Source organism: Bacillus sp. TH25 (genome assembly GCF_016650935.1).
Lineage (GTDB): Bacteria > Bacillota > Bacilli > Bacillales > Bacillaceae_G > Bacillus_A > Bacillus_A mycoides.
The window spans coordinates 120463-142691 of sequence record NZ_JAEKEU010000002.1; the positions used below are offsets into that span (position 1 = coordinate 120463).

Sequence of the window (22229 nt, forward strand, 5' to 3'; positions counted from 1 at the left end):
TTTTGAATATTTCTCAATAAAGCTTTCTCTTTACAAAAAAACTGCGTATAAAAGGTCTCTTTAATAACCTTTTATACGCAGCTTCTTTGTTTAAAACTCGATGATGTACTCATCATCATATTTATCGTATTGCAAACCCGCTCCTATTTTGAATTCTGTAACTTGATCTCTTAGAAATGGTGCATCTTCTATTTTACTAGTTGCAATTTCAATCCCATATTTTTTTGTTAAATGCGCTAATTCTATTAAAAACCATTCTCTTCGTAATACGACTGGAATATCATACGTTCGTCTTTTCATATATACTAGCACCTCTTCTATTTTCATTATTGAAAAGAATATCACTTCTACTTTCGATACACTTTTTAAAACTATCGTTCGTCATCAAAGGCCAATGAAACATTATAGTATATGCATGTCCGTTTTAAACGTGCTATGGCAAAAATAATATTAAAAAACTTAAAAAGCCTTATTTAGTTTACATAAAAAAATTATGTAATAGTAAAAGGGGAAGGCTTGTCCCTCATCCTTTTACTATCAAAAGCTAAATTAAGAACATCTTGGTACACCTAAAGCTAAGAATAAACCTGCTACTCCTGCTGTAATTGGCACTTTCAACGTAATAACATCATCTACTTTTGTTACTAAAAAGTAAGCATTCCCTTCTTGTAACACGCAATTCACTAATAATTGAAATTCCATTCAAATCTCCTCCTTTCAATCGATATACTATAATTTATGAAATCTCTTTCAAAATGTAATAGTAAATATATCTATTTTTCCTTATATACGAAATAAATGTTTATATATATCTATTAAAAATATTAATTTTCTAAATTAATATAAAACGTGTAATATCCAATAAATACCTATATAATCAATAGAGAAAATCTTACAAATGGAGGTATGAAAATGGCAGTTTTGAGTAATATTGGTGTAGTTTTATTTTTTATAGCTTTTATTCTTTTAATCTTATGTATCATTTCATTCTTTAAGAAAAATGGAAAAGCAAAACAATATGGTCGTCCTACTGTTATTCTTTTTATGATTTCAATTATATTAATAATGACCGGCTCAACAAAATCTGAACACCCAGTCGTAGAATTTTTTTCTACTTTAAGTTTCATTCTATTTATATTTTTCCTTGTTCTAGCAATCTTATCTGTAATTAAGAAAACCGGTGTAGCAAAAAAGCAATTTATAATTACAGCTGTTTTATTTGTCATTTTTGTTGCGCTATCAGGTATTTCAAGTCCTTCTTCTGAAAAAACGACAGCAACGAATAAACAAGTCGCTTCTAATAGTGAAGAGAAAAAAGATGACAAAAAGAAAAAGGAAGTAGAAAAGAAAGAAGCGGACGAAAAAACTCGTAAACAACAAGATGATGAAAAACGCCAAGCCGAAGAGCAAGCTCTTAAGCAAGAAGATGAAAAGCGTATAGCTGATGAACAAGCTCGTAAACAACAAGAAGAGCAAAAACGTCTAGCTGATGAACAGGCTCGTAAACAACAAGAAGAGCAAAAACGCCAGGCTGATGAACAGGCTCGTAAACAACAAGAAGAGCAAAAACGCCAGGCTGATGAACAGGCTCGCAAACAACAAGAAGAGCAAAAACGCCAGGCTGATGAACAAGCTCGCAAACAACAAGAGGATCAGCAAAAAGCACAGCAAGCTCAAACACAACCAGCTGCAAGTAACAATAGTAATGTAACTTACAAAAATTGTACTGAAGTTAAAAATGCTGGAAAAGCTCCATTATATAGAGATCAACCAGGTTATAGCTCTAAACTTGATCGTGATGGCGATGGAGTTGCATGTGAAAAATAGTAGTAAAAAAGAAGCTTCTAGTAAGCTTCTTTTTTATTATCAGAAACTATTGCGACGAATTACCCTCCCTCTCCCTTTTATAAAACTCATTTTATTATTCTCAAAAATGACACATAATAAGTGATTTAAATCACCACATTGATTTTAATTTATCGCTATTCTTGATTTAGATATTACATTTAAATTTTATGGAGGCATTCATATGAAACATACATTTACTGAAACTTCAATTATCGGTGAGATTGTAACACAATTCCCGAAAGCTAGTGATCTTTTTAAATCATATAGAATAGACTTTTGTTGTGGTGGTAGTAGACCACTTATTGATGCAATTAATGAAAGAAATTTATCAGTAACAGAGGTAATCACAGAGTTAAATACGCTTTATAATAATACGAAACTATTAAACGAATCTGAAATTGATTGGAAAAATGCTTCTTATCAAGAATTGATTGATTATGTTGTAAATAAGCATCATCGCTATTTAAATGAAGAATTGCCACAGTTAAGTCCATATGTGACGAAAGTATTACGCGTTCATGGGGCAAGTCAGCCTCATTTAGCTCAAATTCATAAACTATTTCATGAACTTAAGATTGAATTAGAACAACATTTAATTAAAGAAGAAACGGAAGATTTCCCATTAATTTTAGCATTTGAACAAAATCCGACTGATGAAAATTATGCAAAATTACGTATAGTAGTAGACAAATTAGAAAGTGAGCATGACCACGCTGGCAATATAATTAAAGAACTTCGTAAGGTTACAAATGACTTTACTCCACCAGAAGGAGCTTGCGGCACTTATCGCCTTGTTTACCAGCGCCTTGAAGCCATTGAATCTGATTTATTTGAGCATATTCATTTAGAAAATAATATTTTATTTCCGCGTGCAATTTCAAGAGCATAAATAAAGTGCAGGACATGAGTATAAATGCTCCTGTCCTGCTTTTTCATTGTGTAAAAAATATTTACACTTCCCCTCTACCCATATAACCATATTCCCTTTCGCTTCTCCCTTCACATAAATCCGAATTTTAACAATTTGTGAATCATTATAAAAATGTGATAAATATCACATCTCCCTCTTTTTAATTTTCTATAATGGAAATATAATTCTTTGTTCAACTTTTCACATAGAAAGGGAAATGAATATGAAAAAACGTTTAGTTATGATCGGGAATGGTATGGCTGGCATACGCTGTATGGAAGAAATATTAAAACACGATAGTGATTCATATGAGATTACTATTTTTGGAGATGAACCACATCCAAACTACAATCGCATTATGCTCTCTCATGTTCTACAAGGCAAAACAAATATGCAAGATATCATTATGAACGAATATAGTTGGTACGAAGAAAACGAAATAACTTTATATACAAACGAGAGAGTTCAAAGTATTAACCGCGAGGAAAAGGTCATTGTCACAGAAAAAAATCGTACTCTTACATACGACAAACTCATTATCGCAACAGGTTCTAGTGCTTTTATTTTACCAGTTGAAGGTTCCACCCTTCCTGGTGTAACAGGATTTCGAACAATTGAAGATACACAATTTATGATGGATACCGCTAAAGAAAAGAAAAAGGCTGTTGTCATTGGTGGTGGATTACTCGGTTTAGAAGCCGCAAGAGGTCTTATTGACTTAGGAATGGACGTACATGTTGTTCATTTAATGCCTAGCTTAATGGAGCAACAACTAGATACGAAAGCAGCTTCCCTATTGCGTGAAGATTTAGAAGCGCAAGGCATGAAGTTTCTAATGGAAAAGAAAACTGTAAAGATTCTTGGTACAGACCATGTTGAGGGCATTCAATTTGAAGATGGCGAAGTTGTAGATTGTAATTTAATCGTAATGGCTGTCGGAATACGTCCGAATACTCAAATAGCAAAAGATGCTAGTTTAATTCTAAATCGCGGCATTGTAGTTAACGACTATATGCAAACAAATGATGCATCCATTTATGCCGTTGGAGAATGTGCGGAACATGACGGTATCGCCTATGGCCTTGTTGCTCCTCTATATGAACAAGGTGCAATATTAGCAAAACATATAACGAATTTACAAACTGATGGATATACAGGCAGTATCGTCGGTACGCAATTAAAAGTTGCAGGTTGTGATTTATTCTCTGCTGGCCAAATTTATGAAGATGATCAAACGAAAGCAATTTCAATCTTTGATGAATGTAAACGTTCCTATAAAAAAGTATTAATTCGTGACAATAAAGTCGTCGGTATCGTTTTATATGGTGATACTGCTGATGGTACACGCCTCTTTAGCATGTTAAAGAAAGAAGAAGATATACAAGAATATACAGCCGCTTCCCTTCTTCACAAAGCTGGTGAAGAAAGTGAACTTGACGTTGCTACAATGAGTGCGGATGACACGATTTGTGGATGTAACGGTGTTACGAAAGGTACAATTGTTCATGCCATTTTAGAGCAAGAGTTAACTACTTTTGAAGAAGTTAAAGGATGCACAAAAGCCGCAGGGTCTTGTGGTAAATGTCGTCCGCTTGTGGAACAAGTTCTAGCTCATACACTCGGAGATGCTTTTGATGCTTCTGCTCAGTCTGCTGGTATGTGCGGATGTACAACTTTATCACGTGATGAAGTCGTAGCGGCAATTCATGAGAAAGGTTTAAAATCGTCAAAAGAAGTACGAAATGTACTCGGCTTTGCACATGAAGACGGATGTTCGAAATGTCGTCCTGCTTTAAATTACTATTTACGTATGGCGATTCCAGAAGAATATGCAGATGATAAATCATCCCGTTACGTTAATGAAAGAATGAATGGTAACATCCAGCATGATGGTACATTTTCTGTTATTCCACGTATGTACGGAGGCGTTACAACCGCAGATGATTTAATGAAAATTGCTGAAGTTGCGAAAAAGTATGATGTTCCTCTTGTGAAAATTACAGGCGCAAGTCGAATCGGTTTATATGGTGTTAAGAAACAAGATTTACCTAACGTATGGGCTGACTTAAATATGACTTCTGGATATGCGTATTCAAAATCACTTCGTAATGTAAAATCGTGCGTTGGTTCTCGTTTCTGTCGTTTCGGTACGAAAGATTCATTAGGGCTTGGTATGCTACTTGAACAATCATTAGAAATGGTAGATACACCTCATAAAATGAAAATGGGTGTAACCGGTTGTCCACGTAACTGTGCGGAAGTACTTACGAAAGATTTCGGTGTTGTGTGTGTTGAAAATGGATTCCAACTTTATATCGGCGGAAATGGTGGTACGGAAGTACGTGAAGCTGATTTTGTAATGATTGTCCCTACTGAAGGCGATGTTCTTCGCATCGCTACAGCTTACATGCAATATTATCGTGAAACTGGTATTTACGGAGAGCGCACTGCCTACTGGACAGAACGATTAGGCTTCGATCACATAAAAGAAATACTACAAGATACAAGTATGGTCACTATGTTAAATGAGCGTTTCCAAACCGCTCGGAGCACATATACAGAAGCATGGGGACAAGCTCTAGAATCGAAATCATTAAAAGCGATGTATGAAGTAGAAACTGTGAAATAAGGAGCTGTGATCTATATGATACAAACGAAAGAAAAAATAAAAGTTATGCGTGCAGAAGACCTTCCTATTCAAATCGGTAAAGAGGTGCAAATGAAAGGTATGTCTATCGCCCTATTCCGCCTTTCAAATGGCGATATTCGAGCTGTAGAAAATCGTTGTCCTCATAAAAACGGACCGTTAGCAGAAGGAATTGTATCTGGAGAATTCATCTTTTGTCCACTGCATGATTGGAAAATTTCATTAATAACGGGTGAAGTTCAAAAACCTGATGACGGTTGTATTCAAACGTACGAAGTAGAAGTTATTGACGGAGATATTTATATATACATGTAATTTATAAAAGGAAGCCTCCCCTGGCTTCCTTTTAAATAAAAATAGATGAGGTGCGAATATGAACGGATATGTATATTTAGTTGGTGCAGGACCAGGTGATGAAGGGCTTATTACAAAAAAAGCGATAGATTGCTTAAAGCGTGCCGATATTGTCTTATACGACCGCTTATTAAACCCTTCCTTTCTTAGCTATACAAAAGAAACTTGTGAACTTATTTATTGCGGAAAAATGCCAAAGAATCATATTATGCGACAAGAAATGATTAACGTCCACCTCCTTCAATTTGCGAAAGAAGGAAAAATCATTGTCCGATTAAAGGGCGGAGATCCATCTATTTTTGGCCGTGTTGGTGAAGAAGCAGAAACTTTAGCGGCAGCGCACATTCCATATGAAATTGTACCAGGTATTACATCTAGCATCGCCGCTAGTTGCTATGCAGGTATCCCCCTCACCCACCGTAACTACAGTAATAGTGTAACTTTACTAACTGGACATTCGAAAGGTCCTTTAACCGATCATGGAAAATATAATTCATCCCACAATAGCGACACAATTGCCTACTACATGGGTATAAAAAACTTACCTACAATTTGTGAAAACTTACTACAAGCAGGAAAACAAGAAGATACACCCGTAGCAGTCATTGAGTGGGGTACAACTGGAAGGCAACGCGTTGTCACAGGCACACTTTCAACCATTGTTCCTATCATCAAAAACGAAAATATTTCTAACCCTTCTATGACAATTGTTGGTGATGTCGTTTCCTTACGGGATCAAATCGCTTGGAAAGAACGTAAACCACTGCATGGTAAAAAAGTTTTATTTGCATCCGCAACAAATAAAACCAGTTTCATGAAGCAAAAGTTACAAGAATGCGGTGCAGAAACATATCAAATTCCAACTTTCAAAAAGGAAGAATACACATTAACATCTGAACAAATCAATGAAATTTTTAACGTTGATCGCCTTGTATTTTGTTCAGCTGAAAGTATAGAAATCTTAATGCGATCATGCAGTAAGCATCATAAAGATATTCGTTCCTTACAGGCGAAACTGCAGTATATGAACGTTGCCACTCAAGAAAAACTTATGCAATATGGGCTACTAAGTAAACAAGCAGAGTTCGCTTCCGATACTACTGTTTATTTAGGCAGAAATATTAATCGGATTGGTTTTATTCAAGAAAAAATTGGTGCTGGGTCTTATATGATGACTCATGAGTATACAATTGATCATCGCTTCGATGAAATTCATTCTCGTATGCTTTCTGAATTCTCATGGGATAGCATTGTATTCGAAGGACGTGCTTCTATTGATACGTTTCTAGCAGAAATAAAACGCCTTAACTTTATCAATATTCTTACTCTACCATTCTCGTATACCGATATTCCAACTTTACACTATGCAAATAAAGTCGGATTTCATAATGTAGATGAGCAATTACAAGACATTATTATGAAGAAAGATTTGGTGTTACGATGAAAGGACTTGTATATGTTGGACACGGTAGTCGCCTGCAAGAAGGTAACGAACAATTCATTCACTTTATTCAATCTGTTATGAAAGAACGTAACGAACGGATTCAAAAAATAGCTTTTCTAGAGCTAACAACACCTACCATTTCTAATGCAGTTACAGAAACGATACTAGAGGGCGCAACTGAAATATTGATTGTACCTGTTTTATTATTTGCAGCAGCTCACTATAAACGTGATATTCCTTTTGAAATAGAGCAACTACAAAAGAAATATCCACATATAACATTTTCAGTTGTACCACCTTTTAGTACGCACCCACATATGGTGGAACTTGTAGTAAAAAGAATACGTGAAGCTATGCCAATGCAAGGTAGTAGCGTTTTACTCGTAGGACGAGGTAGTAGTGATCCACAGCCTATTTATGAGTTACAACAAATCGGAGCAGCTGCCGGACGAAAACTCGGTATGCCAGTATCTTGTTCCTTTTTAACGAAAGGAACTCCCTCTTTTACTGCTGAGCTCAAAAATATAACATCGGCTGCTTCCAGTGTATATGTTATGCCGTACCTTCTCTTTACCGGATTGTTGCTTCAGAAAATTAAATTACATACAAAAAAATATGATCACGTTACGACTTGTAATTGTCTTCAGTTTGATACATATATGAAGTTAGCATTATTAGAGCGAATGGAGGAATGTGTGTATGTATCCTCTTATGTTTAATCTAGATAAAAAAGTTGTTGTTATAGTTGGTGGTGGTAAAATTGCATATCGAAAAGCGTCTGGATTAAAAGATACAGGCGCTTTTGTCACCGTTATCAGCCCAGAAATTTGCGAGGAAATGAAGGAACTTCCTTATATTACTTGGAAGCAAAAAACTTTTAGTAATGATGATATTAAAGATGCTCACCTTATTTATGCAGCTACAAATCAACATGATGTCAATATGATGGTCAAACAAGCCGCACATGATTTCCAATGGGTTAACGTTGTAAGTGATGGTACAGAATCATCGTTTCACACACCTGGTGTCATCCGAAATGATGAATATGTTGTCACCATTTCAACTTCAGGTAAAGATCCATCGTTTACAAAGCGTATGAAGCAGGAACTAACATCTATACTTCCTAAACTTATAAAAAAGCTTTCTCGTACACATAAGTCTTAATCTATCTCTTAGCTAACATATGAATTTACTTTGGGCAAACGTTTTCAGAGACGTTTGTTCTTTTTGTTTTGGTTTCATTTTTCAGAATCACCCAGGCAATTGGACAAGAATCTGCGAAGAAAAATAATAGTATTGAATACTTGTAAGCAAGTGAATTTCATGACACCTGCAACATTACGAGCAAAAAACAGTCGCTTGAGATCACCGGGTTCAATAAAGGTTTTATATTGGATATTCATTCAACCATATTAGTGCTTGCTCATAATCATCAAAAAATTTTACAGATTCTTTTGTATTGGATTGTTGTAAATAATTCATTATCTCCCCTTCTTCAAGGAGAAACGCAATTGCCTTACTGTGATTCAAAATGGTTTCATTGAAGAACTTATCTTTCCATGCTTTTTGAACAGAAAAATGATTTGGCATGTATCCTTTTCTATTCACCAACAATTTGTATTTCCGGCCCTCGGAAATGAATTGATGACAAACTTGCTCAAAGCCATTAAACCATTCATAAACATCATCTGTTTTTATCTTGCCAATTAGATGGGTAACAATTAAATCTCCTGAAACTGTTGTGCTGATATTCTGTTTACTCAACTTGGAATCATCTCCCTTAGTTACAATTATGCTTAAAATTCTCATAAAATCAATAAGGATAAAATTCTTAAGTAATAAAACAACATTATTTACGAAAAGAGCCTTGTTATTCATAAGACAATTCATTCTTTTTTGTTTAAGTAGAAAAAGGATGCCTCTACTAGACACCCTTTTTACCCTATTAATGATTCTTTAACATCACTAACAGCTTTTCTTGGCTATACATCCACACTGTAATGATTAAACAAGCAAGTGCTACTTCTGATAATGCCATAAACCCAATTGCATAATGACCTGTTAGTTGGAATAGTAACGTTAAAATTAATGGTGGGAAGAACCCTCCTAGTCCACCTAAAGCTGACACAACCCCATTTACAATCCCTGCTTGTTCAGAGAAGTACATTGGAACAAGTTTAAAGATTGTACCATTTCCAATACCTGCACAGAATGCGACTAGCAAGCAACCAAATGTATACACATTCATACTAGGCATAAATGATAAAACAATACCAGATAGTGTTAAGCCGATAAATACGAAGATTAATATTTTAAATGGATTAAACTTATCCCCGAGCCAGCCACCAATTGGGCGCATCATTGTTGCTAATACGATAAACCCCGCTGTCCTCATACCTGCATCTACTTTCTCTAATCCGAAGTGAGATACTAAAAAGTTTGGTAAATATACTGTGAATGCTACAAATGATCCGAATGTTAAAAAGTAAAAGATACATAAAAACCAAAGCTTTTCATTTTTATATACACCTTTTATTTGTTCTATTAATGGTGTATTCACCTTTTTTTCTTTACGATCACCTAATAAAAAGTTCATAAGTGCAAATGCTGCAAGTAAAATTAAATAACACTGTACTGTTGTTCTCCAGCCAAATGAAGTTGCAATAACAGGTGCTAAGAACGAAGTAATGGCTGTTCCTGCGTTACCTACACCGTAAATACCATTTACAAAACCGTGACTCTCTTTCGGAAAGTATTTCGGTAAAGAAGTTACGCCTACAGAGAATACAGCACCACCGATCCCTACGAATAAGCCACCAATAATTAAATCCATCATAGAATTGGCAACGCTAATATAAAAGACAGGAAATAATAGAAGAATAAAACTCACAAAAAACAATTTTCTTGCTCCGTAACGATTTGTCCAATAACCAATTGGAATGCGAAGAATAGAACCTAAAATAACCGGTACTGCTGTTACCATAGAAATTTGTCCCGCAGTTAATGGAATATCCGCTTTAATATAAGGCATTAATGATGATAAAATGACCCATACCATAAAACCGATAACTAGATTAGAAGTTTGTAAACTTAATTGAAAATTAGGACTTTTCATCCTGTTCCCTCCTATGTATGCATAGTTATATTTATTCTCTCCAGCCTAATCACGTCCTAACATGATTAGGCTGAAAAGAATCAACCACCACTTACTGGCGGAATCATTGCTACGACATCGCCAGTTTGAATGATGTCATCCTCATGTGCATACTCTTCATTTATAGCGACCATAACCTCGTTTGAAATTGCTACGTTATGTTCCTTAACCAGAACTTCCTTTAGTTCAGCAACCGTAATATTTTCACGATCTATGTGCAAGGCCGATTTGCTTACTTCTTCTTGCAAATGTGCAAATAATAGTACTTCAATCATGTTCTCATCTCCCTTTCAGGCTCACCATTTGCATATGCTATTTTCTCTAACTGATCACCTATCCATGACTCACCATCTTCCCAAAACTCTTTCTTCCAAATCGGAACAATTTGTTTAATTCGTTCCATAATATATTCATTCGCCTCATAGGCTGCTTTCCGGTGCGGTGTAGCAACAGCGACAACAACAGCAAGGTCAGAAATTTGCAATGTACCAATGCGATGTGTAATTGCCACATATGTCCCCGGCCATTTCTCTTCTACTTCGGTACCAATTTTCGCAAGCTGCTTTTCCGCCATTTCCTTATAAGCTACATACTCTAAATATAACGTACGACGTCCTTTCGTAAATTCTCTGACAGTACCAATAAAAGTAGTAACAGCACCACACTCACACCGAATTACTTTGTTTGTAACTTCTTCAATTAAAATAGGTGTATCAATTACTTCATAATACGTATGTGTCATTTTGCACCTCTTATCTTTGTATAAGTTAGCAATCTATTTTTCTATTACTTGTATGATCGAAGTGGTTCTTTCCACGGCCACTCACTTCCTATGTTCGATTCCAATAATAATACCGAAACAATTATTCCTGCTTCAAATCCTCTTGTTCCGCCCGGCAGGACGATAAATGCATTCGCCTCTGCAAGTGAAGAAATTGCACTAGATTTATCTAAACCAATTGGTGTTGCTTGCAATGTTCCATCTACAATTTCTACTCTCCCTCTTACAAAACGAGTAAATGGGTTTGCTTTCGGAAAATCTTTCTGTAAAATCGCTTCTGCACGATATACATGCGGATCTTTTCTTTGCAAATATGTTCGAATAACTGGTCTAACATATAATTCACAACCGACATAACAAGCAGAAGGATTACCAGATAGACCGAATAATAGTTTTCCTTCTAGCTCAGCTACAGTAGTCACACTTCCTGGTCGCATTGCTATTTTATTGAAAAGTACATTAGCTTGTAATCTCTCATAAATAGCAGGTAAATAGTCATAGTCTCCTACTGAAACGCCACCAGTTGTAATTAAAATATCGACTTCTTTTATCGCTTTTTTCACAGTGTTATAACACGTCTCAAAATCGTCAGCGAATTGTCCATAATACTGTACAACTCCGCCCACTCGTTCAACTTGAGCAGCAATCATATAAGAGTTACTATTTCGAATCTTCCCTGGCTTTAATTGTTCATGTACTTCAAGCAGTTCACTTCCTGTCGTCACAATTCCAATAACCGGCTTTTTTACAACTTGTACTCCACTATAACCAAACGTAGCAAGAAGCGCTGCTACTCCAGGGTTAATAGAAGTCCCTTTTTTCACAAGTATGGCATTTTGTTTTACATCTTCTCCTTTAAAAGAAATGTTATCACCAGAGGCGAAAGGACGTTTTAATTTCATATAAGTCTTTTCGTTTTCTTCAAACGCTTCCGTTAGCTCTAACATAACGACAGCATTACATCCCGCGGGAATTGCGGCTCCTGTCATAATACGTACAGCTTGAAATGCTTTTACTTCCTCTTTAAAAACAAAACCTGCTCCGATTTCACCAATCACTTCAAACTGAATTGGGTTACTGCTACTTGCTTCTTTTGTATCTTCCGCTCGAATCGCAAATCCGTCATACGGAGAGCGATCGAAATGCGGGACATCATGATCTGCAATAACATCTTCTCCAAGCGTTCTACCGTAGCTTTCTATAAGAGAAACCTTTTCTATTTCACCCTGGCAAGCATATTCCATTACACGTGCAACTGCTTCTGCCACTGGAATTGGTATACGTTTTTCTAACATTCTTTTCACCTCGTTTTAATAAGGAGAAACTCTCTTTCTGTTCATCCTATATATTTTGCGTATAATCGTTTTGCCATTTTCATATCATTAGTCCCATGAATAAACGCTCTGCCGTCTGTAAATAAAACAAAACGATATTCATCTACTAGAAACGATAGTAAATATGGAGTTTTTTTGACATTCACACTTTTTTGTAAGCGCTTTTGAATTTCTTCTAAATTAAGAATTCTCTTTATTCCTGGACGGATTTGAACTGTATTCCGCCCGCATAGCACTTCCGTTTTCATCTGTGCTTCAAATGTTAAACTTGGGTACGTGCGTACATTCCCACAAGAAGGACATGTACTTTTTTTCTGCCTATTTACTTTTAATGAGAGATATTGATTGTTCCAAATATCAAATGATAACATTGTTCCTCTTAACGCCTCAAAATCATCCACCAATATTTTCATCGCTTCTGTTACTTGGTGAGCAACAACCATTTGTACCACTGGCTGAATGATTCCGGCTGTATCGCATGTTACACCGCCCATAGGATGATCCATTAAGCAGCGAAAACATGGTGTTTCTCCAGGAAGAATCGTATACGTTACACCGTAACTTCCAATGCATCCACCGTATATCCAAGGTATATTTTCTTTTTGTGAAATGTCATTTATAAGTAGGCGCGTATCGAAATTATCAGTCGCATCTAATATGAGATCCACTTCTTTTGTTAACTCTTCCATTTCTTGCATTGTAACATCCGTTACAACAGGTACAATTTCTACTTCAGAATTAATTTTCCTTAAATGCTCTGCCGCTGCAATTCCTTTCGGTTTACACTGCTGTGCATCTTCTTCTGTATATAACTGTTGTCTTTGTAAATTACTCCATTCAACGTAGTCACGGTCAGCAATTGTCAATTTCCCAATTCCCATCCTAACGAGTGCTTCTGCATTCGCAGCTCCTAGTGCACCCGCACCGATTAGGAGCACATGCTTTTCTCTTATTTTTCTTTGTCCCATTTCACCAATTCCAGAAAACAATACTTGCCTTGAATAACGCTCTTGCATAGGGAACACTCCTTTCGTTATCCACCAATGTAAGACATTTCTACTTTTGGATGTTTATTTGCACTTTCAGCTGTTCGTTCATCTGAATACCGATCTTTTCTAAACTCCCATGTATGTTGTAAAATTTTTAATAGTGATGCATCAGAAATATTCTCCCGAAGAAGCGTTCGCAAATCCGTTCCTTTCGTTCCAAATAAGCATGTAAAAAACTTTCCGTCTGCCGAAATACGAGCTCTCGTACAAGAAGAACAAAATGACTCAGAAACAGAAGTAATAAAGCCAACTTCTGCATCGCTCCCTACATATCGATACACTTTAGCTACTTCTCCAAAGTAACGAGGCTGAGCGGGCTCAATCGGATATACACGATTAATTTTCTCTATTAATTGTTCCTTCGTAATGACTTGTTCAAAGTTCCAGCCATTCGTACTGCCCACATCCATAAACTCGATAAAACGGAGCTGAATTCCTTGTTCTTTAAAATAACGGGCCATAAGTAGAATTTGACTATCATTCATCCCTTTTTTTACGACCATATTTACTTTTACTTCTAATCCAGCTGCCTTTGCTACTTCAATTCCTTTCAATACAGGTTTTGTACTTACATTTCGTCCATTAATTTTTTGGAAGACGTGATCCTCTATCGCATCTAAACTAATATTTACACGTTTTAATCCCGCTTCTTTTAACGCCTTTGCTTGTTTTGCTAAATGAATACCGTTTGTTGTGAGTCCAATATCCGTTAAACCTTCTAGCTTTGCAAGCCTTGCAATTAACTTCGGTAAGTCTTTACGCAATAAAGGTTCTCCGCCAGTAAGTCTAATTTTATTGACTCCCATACTTATAAATAATCTAGCTAATCTTTCTATTTCATCGAATGTTAATAAAAACTCTTCCTGTAAAAAAGCATAATCAGGTCCGAACACTTCAGCTGGCATACAGTATGTGCACCTAAAATTACAACGATCAATAACTGAAATACGTAAATCTTGAAGTGGCCGCTCTAACGAATCCCTCATTTTCTCGTGCATCTATATCCCTTCTTTTCTACTGCAATCCTTAGTAGGTTTCATATTTTTTATTTGCCTTTATTATAAAAAAGAAGCTACACATTCAATGTGACTTTTCTCACATTACTTTCCCCATTCAAAAATTCTTCACAAATCCGTTCGAATTTTGTTCACATCTCCAGCCCCTCTCCATTCGGTCATTGAAATTTCACTTTATTTCCAAAAATATCTCTTGCATTTTCATCATACTTACATTCAAAATAAGAAATATATTGTTTATGAGAAGAAAGGTGATCACTGTGGCAAACAGTATGACATTATCTCAAGATTTAAAAGAATTACTTGCATCTGTTGAATATAAAATGCAAATTAAAAAAGGTAGTTTTATTTTTCAAGAAGGTATGGAAGCAACAGAACTCTATATCATCCACTCAGGAAAAGTACAAATTAGTAAACTAAGTGCTGACGGGCAAGAATTAACACTCCGTATTTGTTCGGCATACGACATTATTGGAGAATTAACATTATTCACGGACAATGCGAAGTATTTATTAAATTCAAAATGCCTTGAAGATGTTGAAGTAGGAGTAATAAAGCGTGAAACCTTAGAAAAAGCATTACTCCAAAAACCTGCACTTGTATTTGAATTTATGAAATGGATTAGCGAACATTTAAGAAGAATGCAAACAAAATTCCGAGATTTAGTATTACACGGCAAAAAAGGGGCTTTATATTCTACACTCATTCGAATGACAAATAGTTATGGTCTGTTAAAAGAAAATGGGATTCTTATCGATTTACCATTAACGAATCAAGAACTTGCGAACTTCTGTGCAACTTCGCGTGAAAGTGTAAATCGAATGTTAAATGATTTGAAAAAAAAAGGTACGATTTCTATTAATAAAGGAAAGATTACAATTCATGATTTACAATTTTTAAAATGTGAAATCGCTTGTGAAGATTGTTCTGCCTCTGTTTGTAGTATTGAGTAGCATCTTATTAAGATGCTACTCTTTTTTTCATATTAAGCTACTTATTAATTTTCATGTACACGGTTAACCTCCTATATAAACAAAGACGAGGCCTTCCATATTAGACCTCGTTTCATGTTAGCCGCTAACTCCTATTCGTTTACTTCAGCATTATTTTTTCAATTCATTAGGAATACGTCTTCTGTAAATAACATAACTACGGCTTAAGTATTTAATTGGGGCACTAAATACATGTACAAGTCTAGTAAATGGCCATACTGCGAATAGCCCCAGCCCTGCAATAATATGAATTTTAAACCATACTGGTACTTCCATCATATATTCAACTTTCGGTTGGAAAATAAAGAGACTTCGGAACCACGGACCGATTGTTGTACGATAATCAAACCCTTTTGAGTCGATATTTAAAAATGTTGAAGAAAGTCCTGCTAACATTACGATAAGTAATAAAATAAGCGCAATATAATCTCCCTTTGTACTCGTTGCAATGATTCGTTTTACTGTTACACGGCGGTACGTTAATATAATTAAACCGATGATAGAAGCGACACCTGCCGGTAGCCCAAAACTAATTGCTATTATGTGATACATATGCTCCGAAATACCTATTGAACGATATACAGCCTCTGGAATTAATATCCCCATAACATGACCACCAATGACGAACATGATCCCAAAGTGGAATAATAGACTTCCGACCCGGAGCATTTTCTTCTCTAATAGTTCACTAGATTTTGATGTCCATCCAAATTGATCATAGTTGTATCTGAAAATATGTCCACCGATAAAGATTGCAAAAATGATATAGGGAAACAACACCCATAGAAATTGATCCATCATTTTGACAACTCTCCTTTCTAATTTGTCTGTACACCCCATGTATCGATAGCAAAGAGAACGGCTGCAAGAATTGGTTCGTACATACAGTTTGCTTCTTTTAATTGCCCGTGCAACGCTTGTATATTTTCCGTGTATTTACTCATAATTGGTTCGCTATCTTTTTCATTTGCGTTTGCAAGAAACTCAAGTAGAAGTGGTAAATAATCAGGTAGTTCTTTATCCGTTACGTTAAAACCAGATTTTTGATAATGCTGTTTTAACTCTAATAATTCAATTCCACGCTCTCTTTGTTCACCTGTTTTCATGTAGGTAAGATACATATTTGTCTTCTTTCCAAAGTCGAATGTATAGACGTAAGAATCAATAAGTTGATTGTCTGTTTTATCTAGCGCCCGTTTTATAAATGTTGTAAGTGATGCTCTGATTTCTTCCTGTTCAATTCCTTGAATCTCTTCCTGTAATTCTAGTAAAGCTTCTCTCCAACCTATTTCAGGATAGGAGAGAAGAAAAGAAGAATAAGAAAAAGCAGTTTGTAAACTTTGTTTCATATTTGTCTGCCCCCTTTATTTAAGAAATTGTCATGCAAGAGCCTGGGCCACCTGTGAAGGATAAACCACAGCTTCCTTGTTCACTATATAAATCTGCAACCTGTTCACGGTGAGAGGCCGGGATGACGAAACGATCTTTATATTTCGCGATGGCAAGAAGACGATACATATCTTCTACATCCTGTTTCGTTAAACCAATTTCTTTTAATACTGCTTCATTTGGTTCTTTATTAATTTGCAATGCTCTCATATGCGTTCGCATGACAGCCATTTTTTTCAATGTAAGACGAATGTAAGATTCATCTCCTGCAGTGAGTAAATTCGCTAAATATTGAATTGGGATACGCATATTATCGATAGCAGGGAAAATCTCTTCTGCTTGCCAGTTACTTCCTTTCCCTTCCACCATATTCATAATCGGGCTAAGCGGCGGGATATACCAAACCATTGGCATTGTACGGTACTCTGGATGAAGAGGCAGAGCAATTTTCCAATCAATAATCATTTTATAAATAGGTGACTCTTGAGCCGCTTTCATCCATTCATCAGGAATCCCTTGTTTTTTTGCTTCCGCTATTACTTCTGGATCATTTGGGTCTAGGAAAACAGTTAGCTGAGATTCATATAAATCTTTTTCATCTTCAACAGAAGCTGCTTCTTTCACTTTGTCAGCGTCATATAGCATTACCCCAATATATCGAATACGTCCTACACATGTTTCCGAACAAATCGTTGGCATACCTGCTTCAATACGAGGGAAACACATGGTACATTTTTCTGCTTTATTTGTTTGCCAGTTAAAATACACTTTTTTATACGGACAAGAAGATACACAAAATCTCCATGCACGACATGCATTTTGATCTACAAGAACAATCCCATCTTCTTCACGTTTATACATCGCACCAGATGGACAAGATGATACGCAAGATGGATTCATACAGTGTTCGCATATGCGCGGTAAATACATCATAAAGACATTTTCAAAATCCGTTTTAATTTCTTCTTCCATTTTCTTTACGTTCGGGTCTTGTAACCCTGTTATATGTCCACCTGCTAAATCATCTTCCCAGTTTGGACCCCATTCAATTTTTTCGATAAATTCGCCTGTAATCGCTGATTTCGGACGAGCAACTGGTTGATGCTTACGCTGCGGGCTGTTTGTTAATGTTTCATAATCATAGTTCCAAGGTTCAAAGTAATCATCGATTGTTGGTTGATCTGGATTGTGGAAAATATTCATAAGGCGTTTCATTTTCGAACCGGATTTCAGCTGAATTTCACCATTTTTCAATTCCCAGCCGCCTTTGTATTTCTCCTGATCTTCCCATTGCTTCGGATAACCAATTCCCGGTTTCGTTTCTACATTATTGAAATACATATATTCAGCACCTGGACGATTTGTCCAGGTGTTTTTGCACGTTACACTACAAGTATGGCAGCCGATGCATTTATCTAGGTTCATTACCATTCCGACTTGTGCTTTAATCTTCAAGCCAATCTACCTCCTTCAGTTTACGGATTACAACATTTAAGTCACGCTGGTTCCCAGTCGGACCATAGTAGTTAAATCCATAGCTTAATTGGCCATATCCACCAATCATATGTGTTGGTTTAACATGAATACGGGTTGGACTATTATGCGTTCCCCCGCGGGTGCTTGTTAATTTCGTACCAGGCACGTTAATGTGGCGATCTTGCGCATGGTGCATAAATGCCATTCCTCTCGGTATACGGTGCGTTACGACAGCACGTGCTACAACAACACCGTTACGGTTAAAGCACTCGATCCAATCATTATCTGCAACACCTGCTTCATTCGCATCATCTTTATTCATCCAAACAGTTGGACCACCTCTAAACAGCGTTAACATCGGCAATGAATCGAAGTACATACTATGAATCGACCACTTATTATGCGGTGTTAAATAGTTTAGTGTAATTTCTTTCCCTTCTACTTCAGGTCGTGATTTACGAAACGGTTTATGTTGCAGAATTGGTTTAAATGTTGCCATCGTTTCACCAAACTCTTTCATCATGTCGTGATCTAAGTAGAAAGATTGTCGACCCGTTATCGTTCTCCAAGGAATAAGACGTTCCACATTTGTTGTAAATGGAGAGTAACGGCGTCCACCTTTTTCAGAACCTGTAAAGGCTGGAGAAGTAATTACTGTTTTCGGTTGTGCTGTAATTTGTTCGAATGTGAAGCATTCTTCTTCACGTTCTTCTGCTAAATCACGTAGTTTTAAATCCGTTTGTTTTTCAAGTGCTTCCCATGCTTTTACAGCCATATGACCGTTTGTTGTAGAAGAAAGTGTTAATACCGCCTCAGCAGCATTAATTGCTTCTTTTATATCAGGGCACCCTTTCGCAATAGAATCCGTTCGAACAACTCCTAATCGGCTCTTTAATTGCTCATACTCTTTTTCTGCTGACCAAGAAATGCCTTTCGTACCAATCGGTTGTTTCCCAGCATTTGGCCCAAGCGCTGTCATTTTGTCATAAATCGTTTTATAATCTCGTTCGACAACATGAATTTGCGGCATTGTTTTACCTGGGATAGGTTCACACTCACCTTTACTCCAATCTTTAACCTTACCTAGTGGTTGTGCTAATTCTTGCGGTGTATCGTGAAGAAGTGGTGTTGCAACGACTTCCTTCATTGGTTCAAGATCGATTTTCTTCGCTAAATCTGACACAGCTTTAGAAAGAGCGGTGAAAATATCCCAATCAGAGCGTGCTTCCCACGGTGAACCGATTGCTGGATTAAATGGATGTACAAATGGATGCATATCCGTACTGCTTAAATCGTGTTTTTCATACCAAGTTGAAGCAGGTAAGACGATGTCAGAATAGAGCGCTGTTCCAGCCATACGGAAATCTAAATTAATGAGTAGGTCAAGCTTCCCTTCTGGCGCTTCTTCATGCCACTTAATTTCTTCTGGTCGTATTGAATCACTATCGTCATTCATTAATCCATTTGTTGTGCCTAATAAATGCTTTAAGAAATATTCGTGGCCTTTACCAGAACTTGAAATTAAGTTGGCACGCCATACGAATAAGTTGCGCGGGAAGTTGTTTTTATTATCTGGATCTTCAATCGCAAATTTTAGTTCTTTTTCTTTTAGTTTTTGTGCAACGTATTTTCCGATTTCTTCTTGCGTTGTTGCACCAGCAGCAACAGCTTCTTTATATAATTCAATTCCATTTTTCTCGAATGTTGGATAGGAAGGTAACCAGCCAAGTCGTGCCGCTAATACATTGTAATCACCGTGATGTTGATAACGAGAGTTACCCTCAATTGGTGATGCTAAATGTCCAACCGGTGTATCTTCATAACGCCATTGATCTGTTACGAAATAGAAGAAAGATGTACCATTTTGTAATTTCGGTGGCCCTTGCCAATCTTTTGCCATCGCGATCGTTTGCCATCCTTCTGCTGGTCGTAATTTTTCTTGACCAACATAATGCGCCCAACCACCGCCGTTTACACCTTGTGCCCCAACGAGAAGAACAAGATTTAAAACAGCGCGGTAAATCGTATCAGAATTAAACCAATGGTTAATACCAGCTCCCATAATAATCATCGAGCGGCCATTCGTATCAACAGCATTTTGTGCGAACTCACGAGCAATTTGAATAATAAGCTCTCGTTTCACTCCTGTCATTTTCTCTTGCCATGCAGGTGTAAACGGTACGTCATCATTGAAATCTTTCGGCTCTTGTCCGCCAAGCCCTCGGTTCACGCCGTAATTTGCCAATGTTAAGTCATATACAGTTGTAACGAACACTTCGCCTTCTTCTGTCATAACCTTTTTCACTGGAATTGTACGTTCTAATATTGTATTTCCATCATCAGAGAAGTACGGAATTTGCACCGTTCCAACATTATCTTCCATTCCAAGTAAAGAAAGACGTGGATCAATCTTTTCACCTGTTTCTTCATCTTCTAAACGTAAGTTCCATTTCTTTTCGTTATCCCAACGTGACCCCATTGTGCCGTGAGGTGTTGCAAAATCATTCGTATTTTCGTTCCAAAGAACAGGTTTCCATTCTCCTAACTTCGTTTCGCGTCCAATATCAGAAGCATTTAAGAAACGATCAGCGACGAATTGATCTCCTTTTTGTTTCAATGTGACGAAGAAAGGAAAATCAGTATATTGCTTCGCATACTTTGTGAAGTATTCCACTTGATTATCTACGTAAAATTCTTGTAAGATTACATGCCCCATTGCCATCGCAAGTGCACCGTCTGTACCTTGTTTCACACTAATCCAATCATCCGCAAACTTAGTAGACTCGGCGAAGTCAGGACTTACAGAAACAACTTTCGTTCCTTTATATCGAACTTCGGCTAAAAAGTGTGCATCTGGTGTTCTCGTCATCGGTACATTTGAACCCCATGTCATAATGTAACCAGAGTTATACCAATCACTACTTTCTGGTACATCCGTTTGATCGCCCCAAATTTGCGGAGAAGCTGGTGGTAAATCTGCGTACCAATCATAAAAACTAAGCATTGGTCCACCCATAAGTTGCATAAAGCGGCTACCAGCTGCATGACTTAACATCGACATTGCTGGAATTGGTGAAAAACCAACATTTCGGTCTGGACCGTATTTAATTACTGTGTATAGTAATGAAGCAGAAACGAGTTGTAATACTTCATCCCAATTCGCACGAATGAATCCCCCTTTACCACGCGCCTGCTTATACGCACGTGCTTTTTCAGGGTTTTCCACAATGCTTTTCCAAGCGTCTAGTGGTGACTCGTTATTTTGTAGTTCCTCTTGCCACATACTCCATAGAACACCACGTACATACGGATATTTCACACGAAGCGGACTGTAAATGTACCAAGAAAAACTCGCTCCACGCGGACATCCTCGTGGTTCAAAATCAGGCATATCAGGACCTGTTGTTGGATAGTTAAGCTCTTGACCCTCCCATGTTACAATTCCATCTTTCACATAAATGTTCCAGCTACAAGAACCAGTACAGTTCACACCGTGTGTAGAACGGATTACTTTATCATGCTGCCAACGCTTTCTGTACACATTCTCCCATTCGCGATCTTCATATGTTTCTTGTGTATGATTATCGTTATAACGATCTATTGGCGAAAAATATTTTAAACGTCTCATTAGTGCTGAAGGTTTCTTCTTCATACTGTTCACTCCTTTAATACGTCTCTCTTACATACCCTTACTATAAGAGAGGTTGTAAAATACAGATGTGACATTTCGCACAGTTCAAGAGATTGTCATAAATTCATTTGGAAATCGGTTTAAGGGGAAACATTTATAAGTAAAGATTACTTTGTTTTGTTGTGAAGATTTCGGTCAGCGGTG

General features: G+C 36.8%; 21 protein-coding genes. 8 read left to right on the forward strand and 13 right to left on the reverse strand.

The features are described 5' to 3' along the window. Positions 1-90: 90 nt before the first annotated feature. Together JFT89_RS00670 and exsG are read right to left on the reverse strand one after the other, a co-directional pair. Complete coding sequence (locus JFT89_RS00670) at positions 91-300, reverse strand: hypothetical protein (RefSeq protein WP_002085943.1); 210 nt, start codon at positions 298-300, stop codon at positions 91-93. Positions 301-549: 249 nt separating this feature from the next. Continuing rightward, on the reverse strand, positions 550-702 hold the full coding sequence (gene exsG / locus JFT89_RS00675; RefSeq protein WP_000395676.1) for an exosporium protein ExsG: 153 nt from the start codon (positions 700-702) through the stop codon (positions 550-552). A 210-nt stretch (positions 703-912) separates the two neighbouring features. Between exsG and JFT89_RS00680 the strand changes: the two genes are divergently transcribed. The 7 genes from JFT89_RS00680 (at position 913) to JFT89_RS00710 (ending at position 8367) form a co-directional block, all read left to right on the forward strand. After that, positions 913-1827 (forward strand): excalibur calcium-binding domain-containing protein, encoded by a 915-nt coding sequence (locus tag JFT89_RS00680; RefSeq protein WP_201039349.1) that lies wholly within the window; start codon positions 913-915, stop codon positions 1825-1827. Between the two features lie 202 nt (positions 1828-2029). Continuing rightward, entirely contained in the window at positions 2030-2737 is a 708-nt protein-coding gene (gene ric, locus JFT89_RS00685; protein ID WP_002065122.1) for an iron-sulfur cluster repair di-iron protein, read from the forward strand. Positions 2738-2981: 244 nt separating this feature from the next. Continuing rightward, entirely contained in the window at positions 2982-5387 is a 2406-nt protein-coding gene (gene nirB, locus JFT89_RS00690) for an NADPH-nitrite reductase large subunit (RefSeq protein ID WP_201039350.1), read from the forward strand. A gap of 15 nt (positions 5388-5402) precedes the next feature. Then, positions 5403-5720, forward strand: a complete 318-nt coding sequence (nirD, locus tag JFT89_RS00695) for a nitrite reductase small subunit NirD (RefSeq protein WP_002065119.1) — start codon at positions 5403-5405, stop codon at positions 5718-5720. Positions 5721-5778: 58 nt separating this feature from the next. Then, entirely contained in the window at positions 5779-7203 is a 1425-nt protein-coding gene (locus JFT89_RS00700) for a uroporphyrin-III C-methyltransferase (protein ID WP_201039351.1), read from the forward strand. Further along, a complete protein-coding gene (locus tag JFT89_RS00705) occupies positions 7200-7922 on the forward strand; it encodes a sirohydrochlorin chelatase (RefSeq protein WP_201039352.1) in 723 nt (240 codons plus the stop codon). Before JFT89_RS00700 ends, JFT89_RS00705 begins: the two co-directional genes overlap by 4 nt. After that, positions 7903-8367: a precorrin-2 dehydrogenase gene (locus JFT89_RS00710; RefSeq protein ID WP_201039353.1), complete on the forward strand. Its 465-nt coding sequence runs from the start codon at positions 7903-7905 to the stop codon at positions 8365-8367. The genes JFT89_RS00705 and JFT89_RS00710 overlap by 20 nt, the downstream gene beginning before the upstream one ends. Before the next feature lie 222 nt (positions 8368-8589). Here the strand turns inward: JFT89_RS00710 and JFT89_RS00715 are convergent, their stop codons facing one another. The 7 genes from JFT89_RS00715 to moaA all read right to left on the reverse strand — a co-directional run bounded on the left by JFT89_RS00715 (position 8590) and on the right by moaA (position 14519). Then, entirely contained in the window at positions 8590-9093 is a 504-nt protein-coding gene (locus JFT89_RS00715; protein ID WP_374191824.1) for a SpoIIAA family protein, read from the reverse strand. A 55-nt stretch (positions 9094-9148) separates the two neighbouring features. Further along, complete coding sequence (gene narK / locus JFT89_RS00720; protein ID WP_201039355.1) at positions 9149-10318, reverse strand: nitrate transporter NarK; 1170 nt, start codon at positions 10316-10318, stop codon at positions 9149-9151. An 80-nt stretch (positions 10319-10398) separates the two neighbouring features. Then, a complete protein-coding gene (moaD, locus tag JFT89_RS00725) occupies positions 10399-10632 on the reverse strand; it encodes a molybdopterin converting factor subunit 1 (protein ID WP_033706712.1) in 234 nt (77 codons plus the stop codon). After that, complete coding sequence (locus JFT89_RS00730) at positions 10629-11099, reverse strand: molybdenum cofactor biosynthesis protein MoaE (RefSeq protein WP_201039356.1); 471 nt, start codon at positions 11097-11099, stop codon at positions 10629-10631. The genes moaD and JFT89_RS00730 overlap by 4 nt, the downstream gene beginning before the upstream one ends. 44 nt (positions 11100-11143) lie before the next feature. Beyond that, complete coding sequence (locus tag JFT89_RS00735; protein WP_201039357.1) at positions 11144-12433, reverse strand: molybdopterin molybdotransferase MoeA; 1290 nt, start codon at positions 12431-12433, stop codon at positions 11144-11146. A gap of 41 nt (positions 12434-12474) precedes the next feature. Beyond that, positions 12475-13488: a molybdopterin-synthase adenylyltransferase MoeB gene (locus JFT89_RS00740; RefSeq protein WP_002065106.1), complete on the reverse strand. Its 1014-nt coding sequence runs from the start codon at positions 13486-13488 to the stop codon at positions 12475-12477. Between the two features lie 17 nt (positions 13489-13505). Continuing rightward, positions 13506-14519: a GTP 3',8-cyclase MoaA gene (gene moaA / locus JFT89_RS00745; protein ID WP_016094168.1), complete on the reverse strand. Its 1014-nt coding sequence runs from the start codon at positions 14517-14519 to the stop codon at positions 13506-13508. Positions 14520-14797: 278 nt separating this feature from the next. On the opposite strand from moaA, the gene JFT89_RS00750 reads away from it, so the two are divergent. Beyond that, positions 14798-15490, forward strand: coding sequence for a Crp/Fnr family transcriptional regulator (locus tag JFT89_RS00750; RefSeq protein WP_002065104.1), 693 nt, complete (start codon positions 14798-14800; stop codon positions 15488-15490). A gap of 150 nt (positions 15491-15640) precedes the next feature. Here JFT89_RS00750 and narI read toward each other — a convergent pair whose 3' ends face one another. Genes narI through JFT89_RS00770 form a run of 4 tightly spaced genes read right to left on the reverse strand, consistent with a single transcriptional unit; the run spans position 15641 to position 22046 of the window. Then, positions 15641-16330, reverse strand: coding sequence for a respiratory nitrate reductase subunit gamma (gene narI / locus JFT89_RS00755; RefSeq protein ID WP_002065103.1), 690 nt, complete (start codon positions 16328-16330; stop codon positions 15641-15643). 17 nt (positions 16331-16347) lie between these two features. After that, on the reverse strand, positions 16348-16878 hold the full coding sequence (gene narJ, locus JFT89_RS00760; RefSeq protein ID WP_002065102.1) for a nitrate reductase molybdenum cofactor assembly chaperone: 531 nt from the start codon (positions 16876-16878) through the stop codon (positions 16348-16350). 19 nt (positions 16879-16897) lie between these two features. Continuing rightward, a complete protein-coding gene (narH, locus tag JFT89_RS00765; protein WP_016094169.1) occupies positions 16898-18373 on the reverse strand; it encodes a nitrate reductase subunit beta in 1476 nt (491 codons plus the stop codon). Further along, positions 18363-22046 (reverse strand): nitrate reductase subunit alpha, encoded by a 3684-nt coding sequence (locus JFT89_RS00770; protein ID WP_016094170.1) that lies wholly within the window; start codon positions 22044-22046, stop codon positions 18363-18365. Before JFT89_RS00770 ends, narH begins: the two co-directional genes overlap by 11 nt. Between the last annotated feature and the right edge of the window lie 183 nt (positions 22047-22229).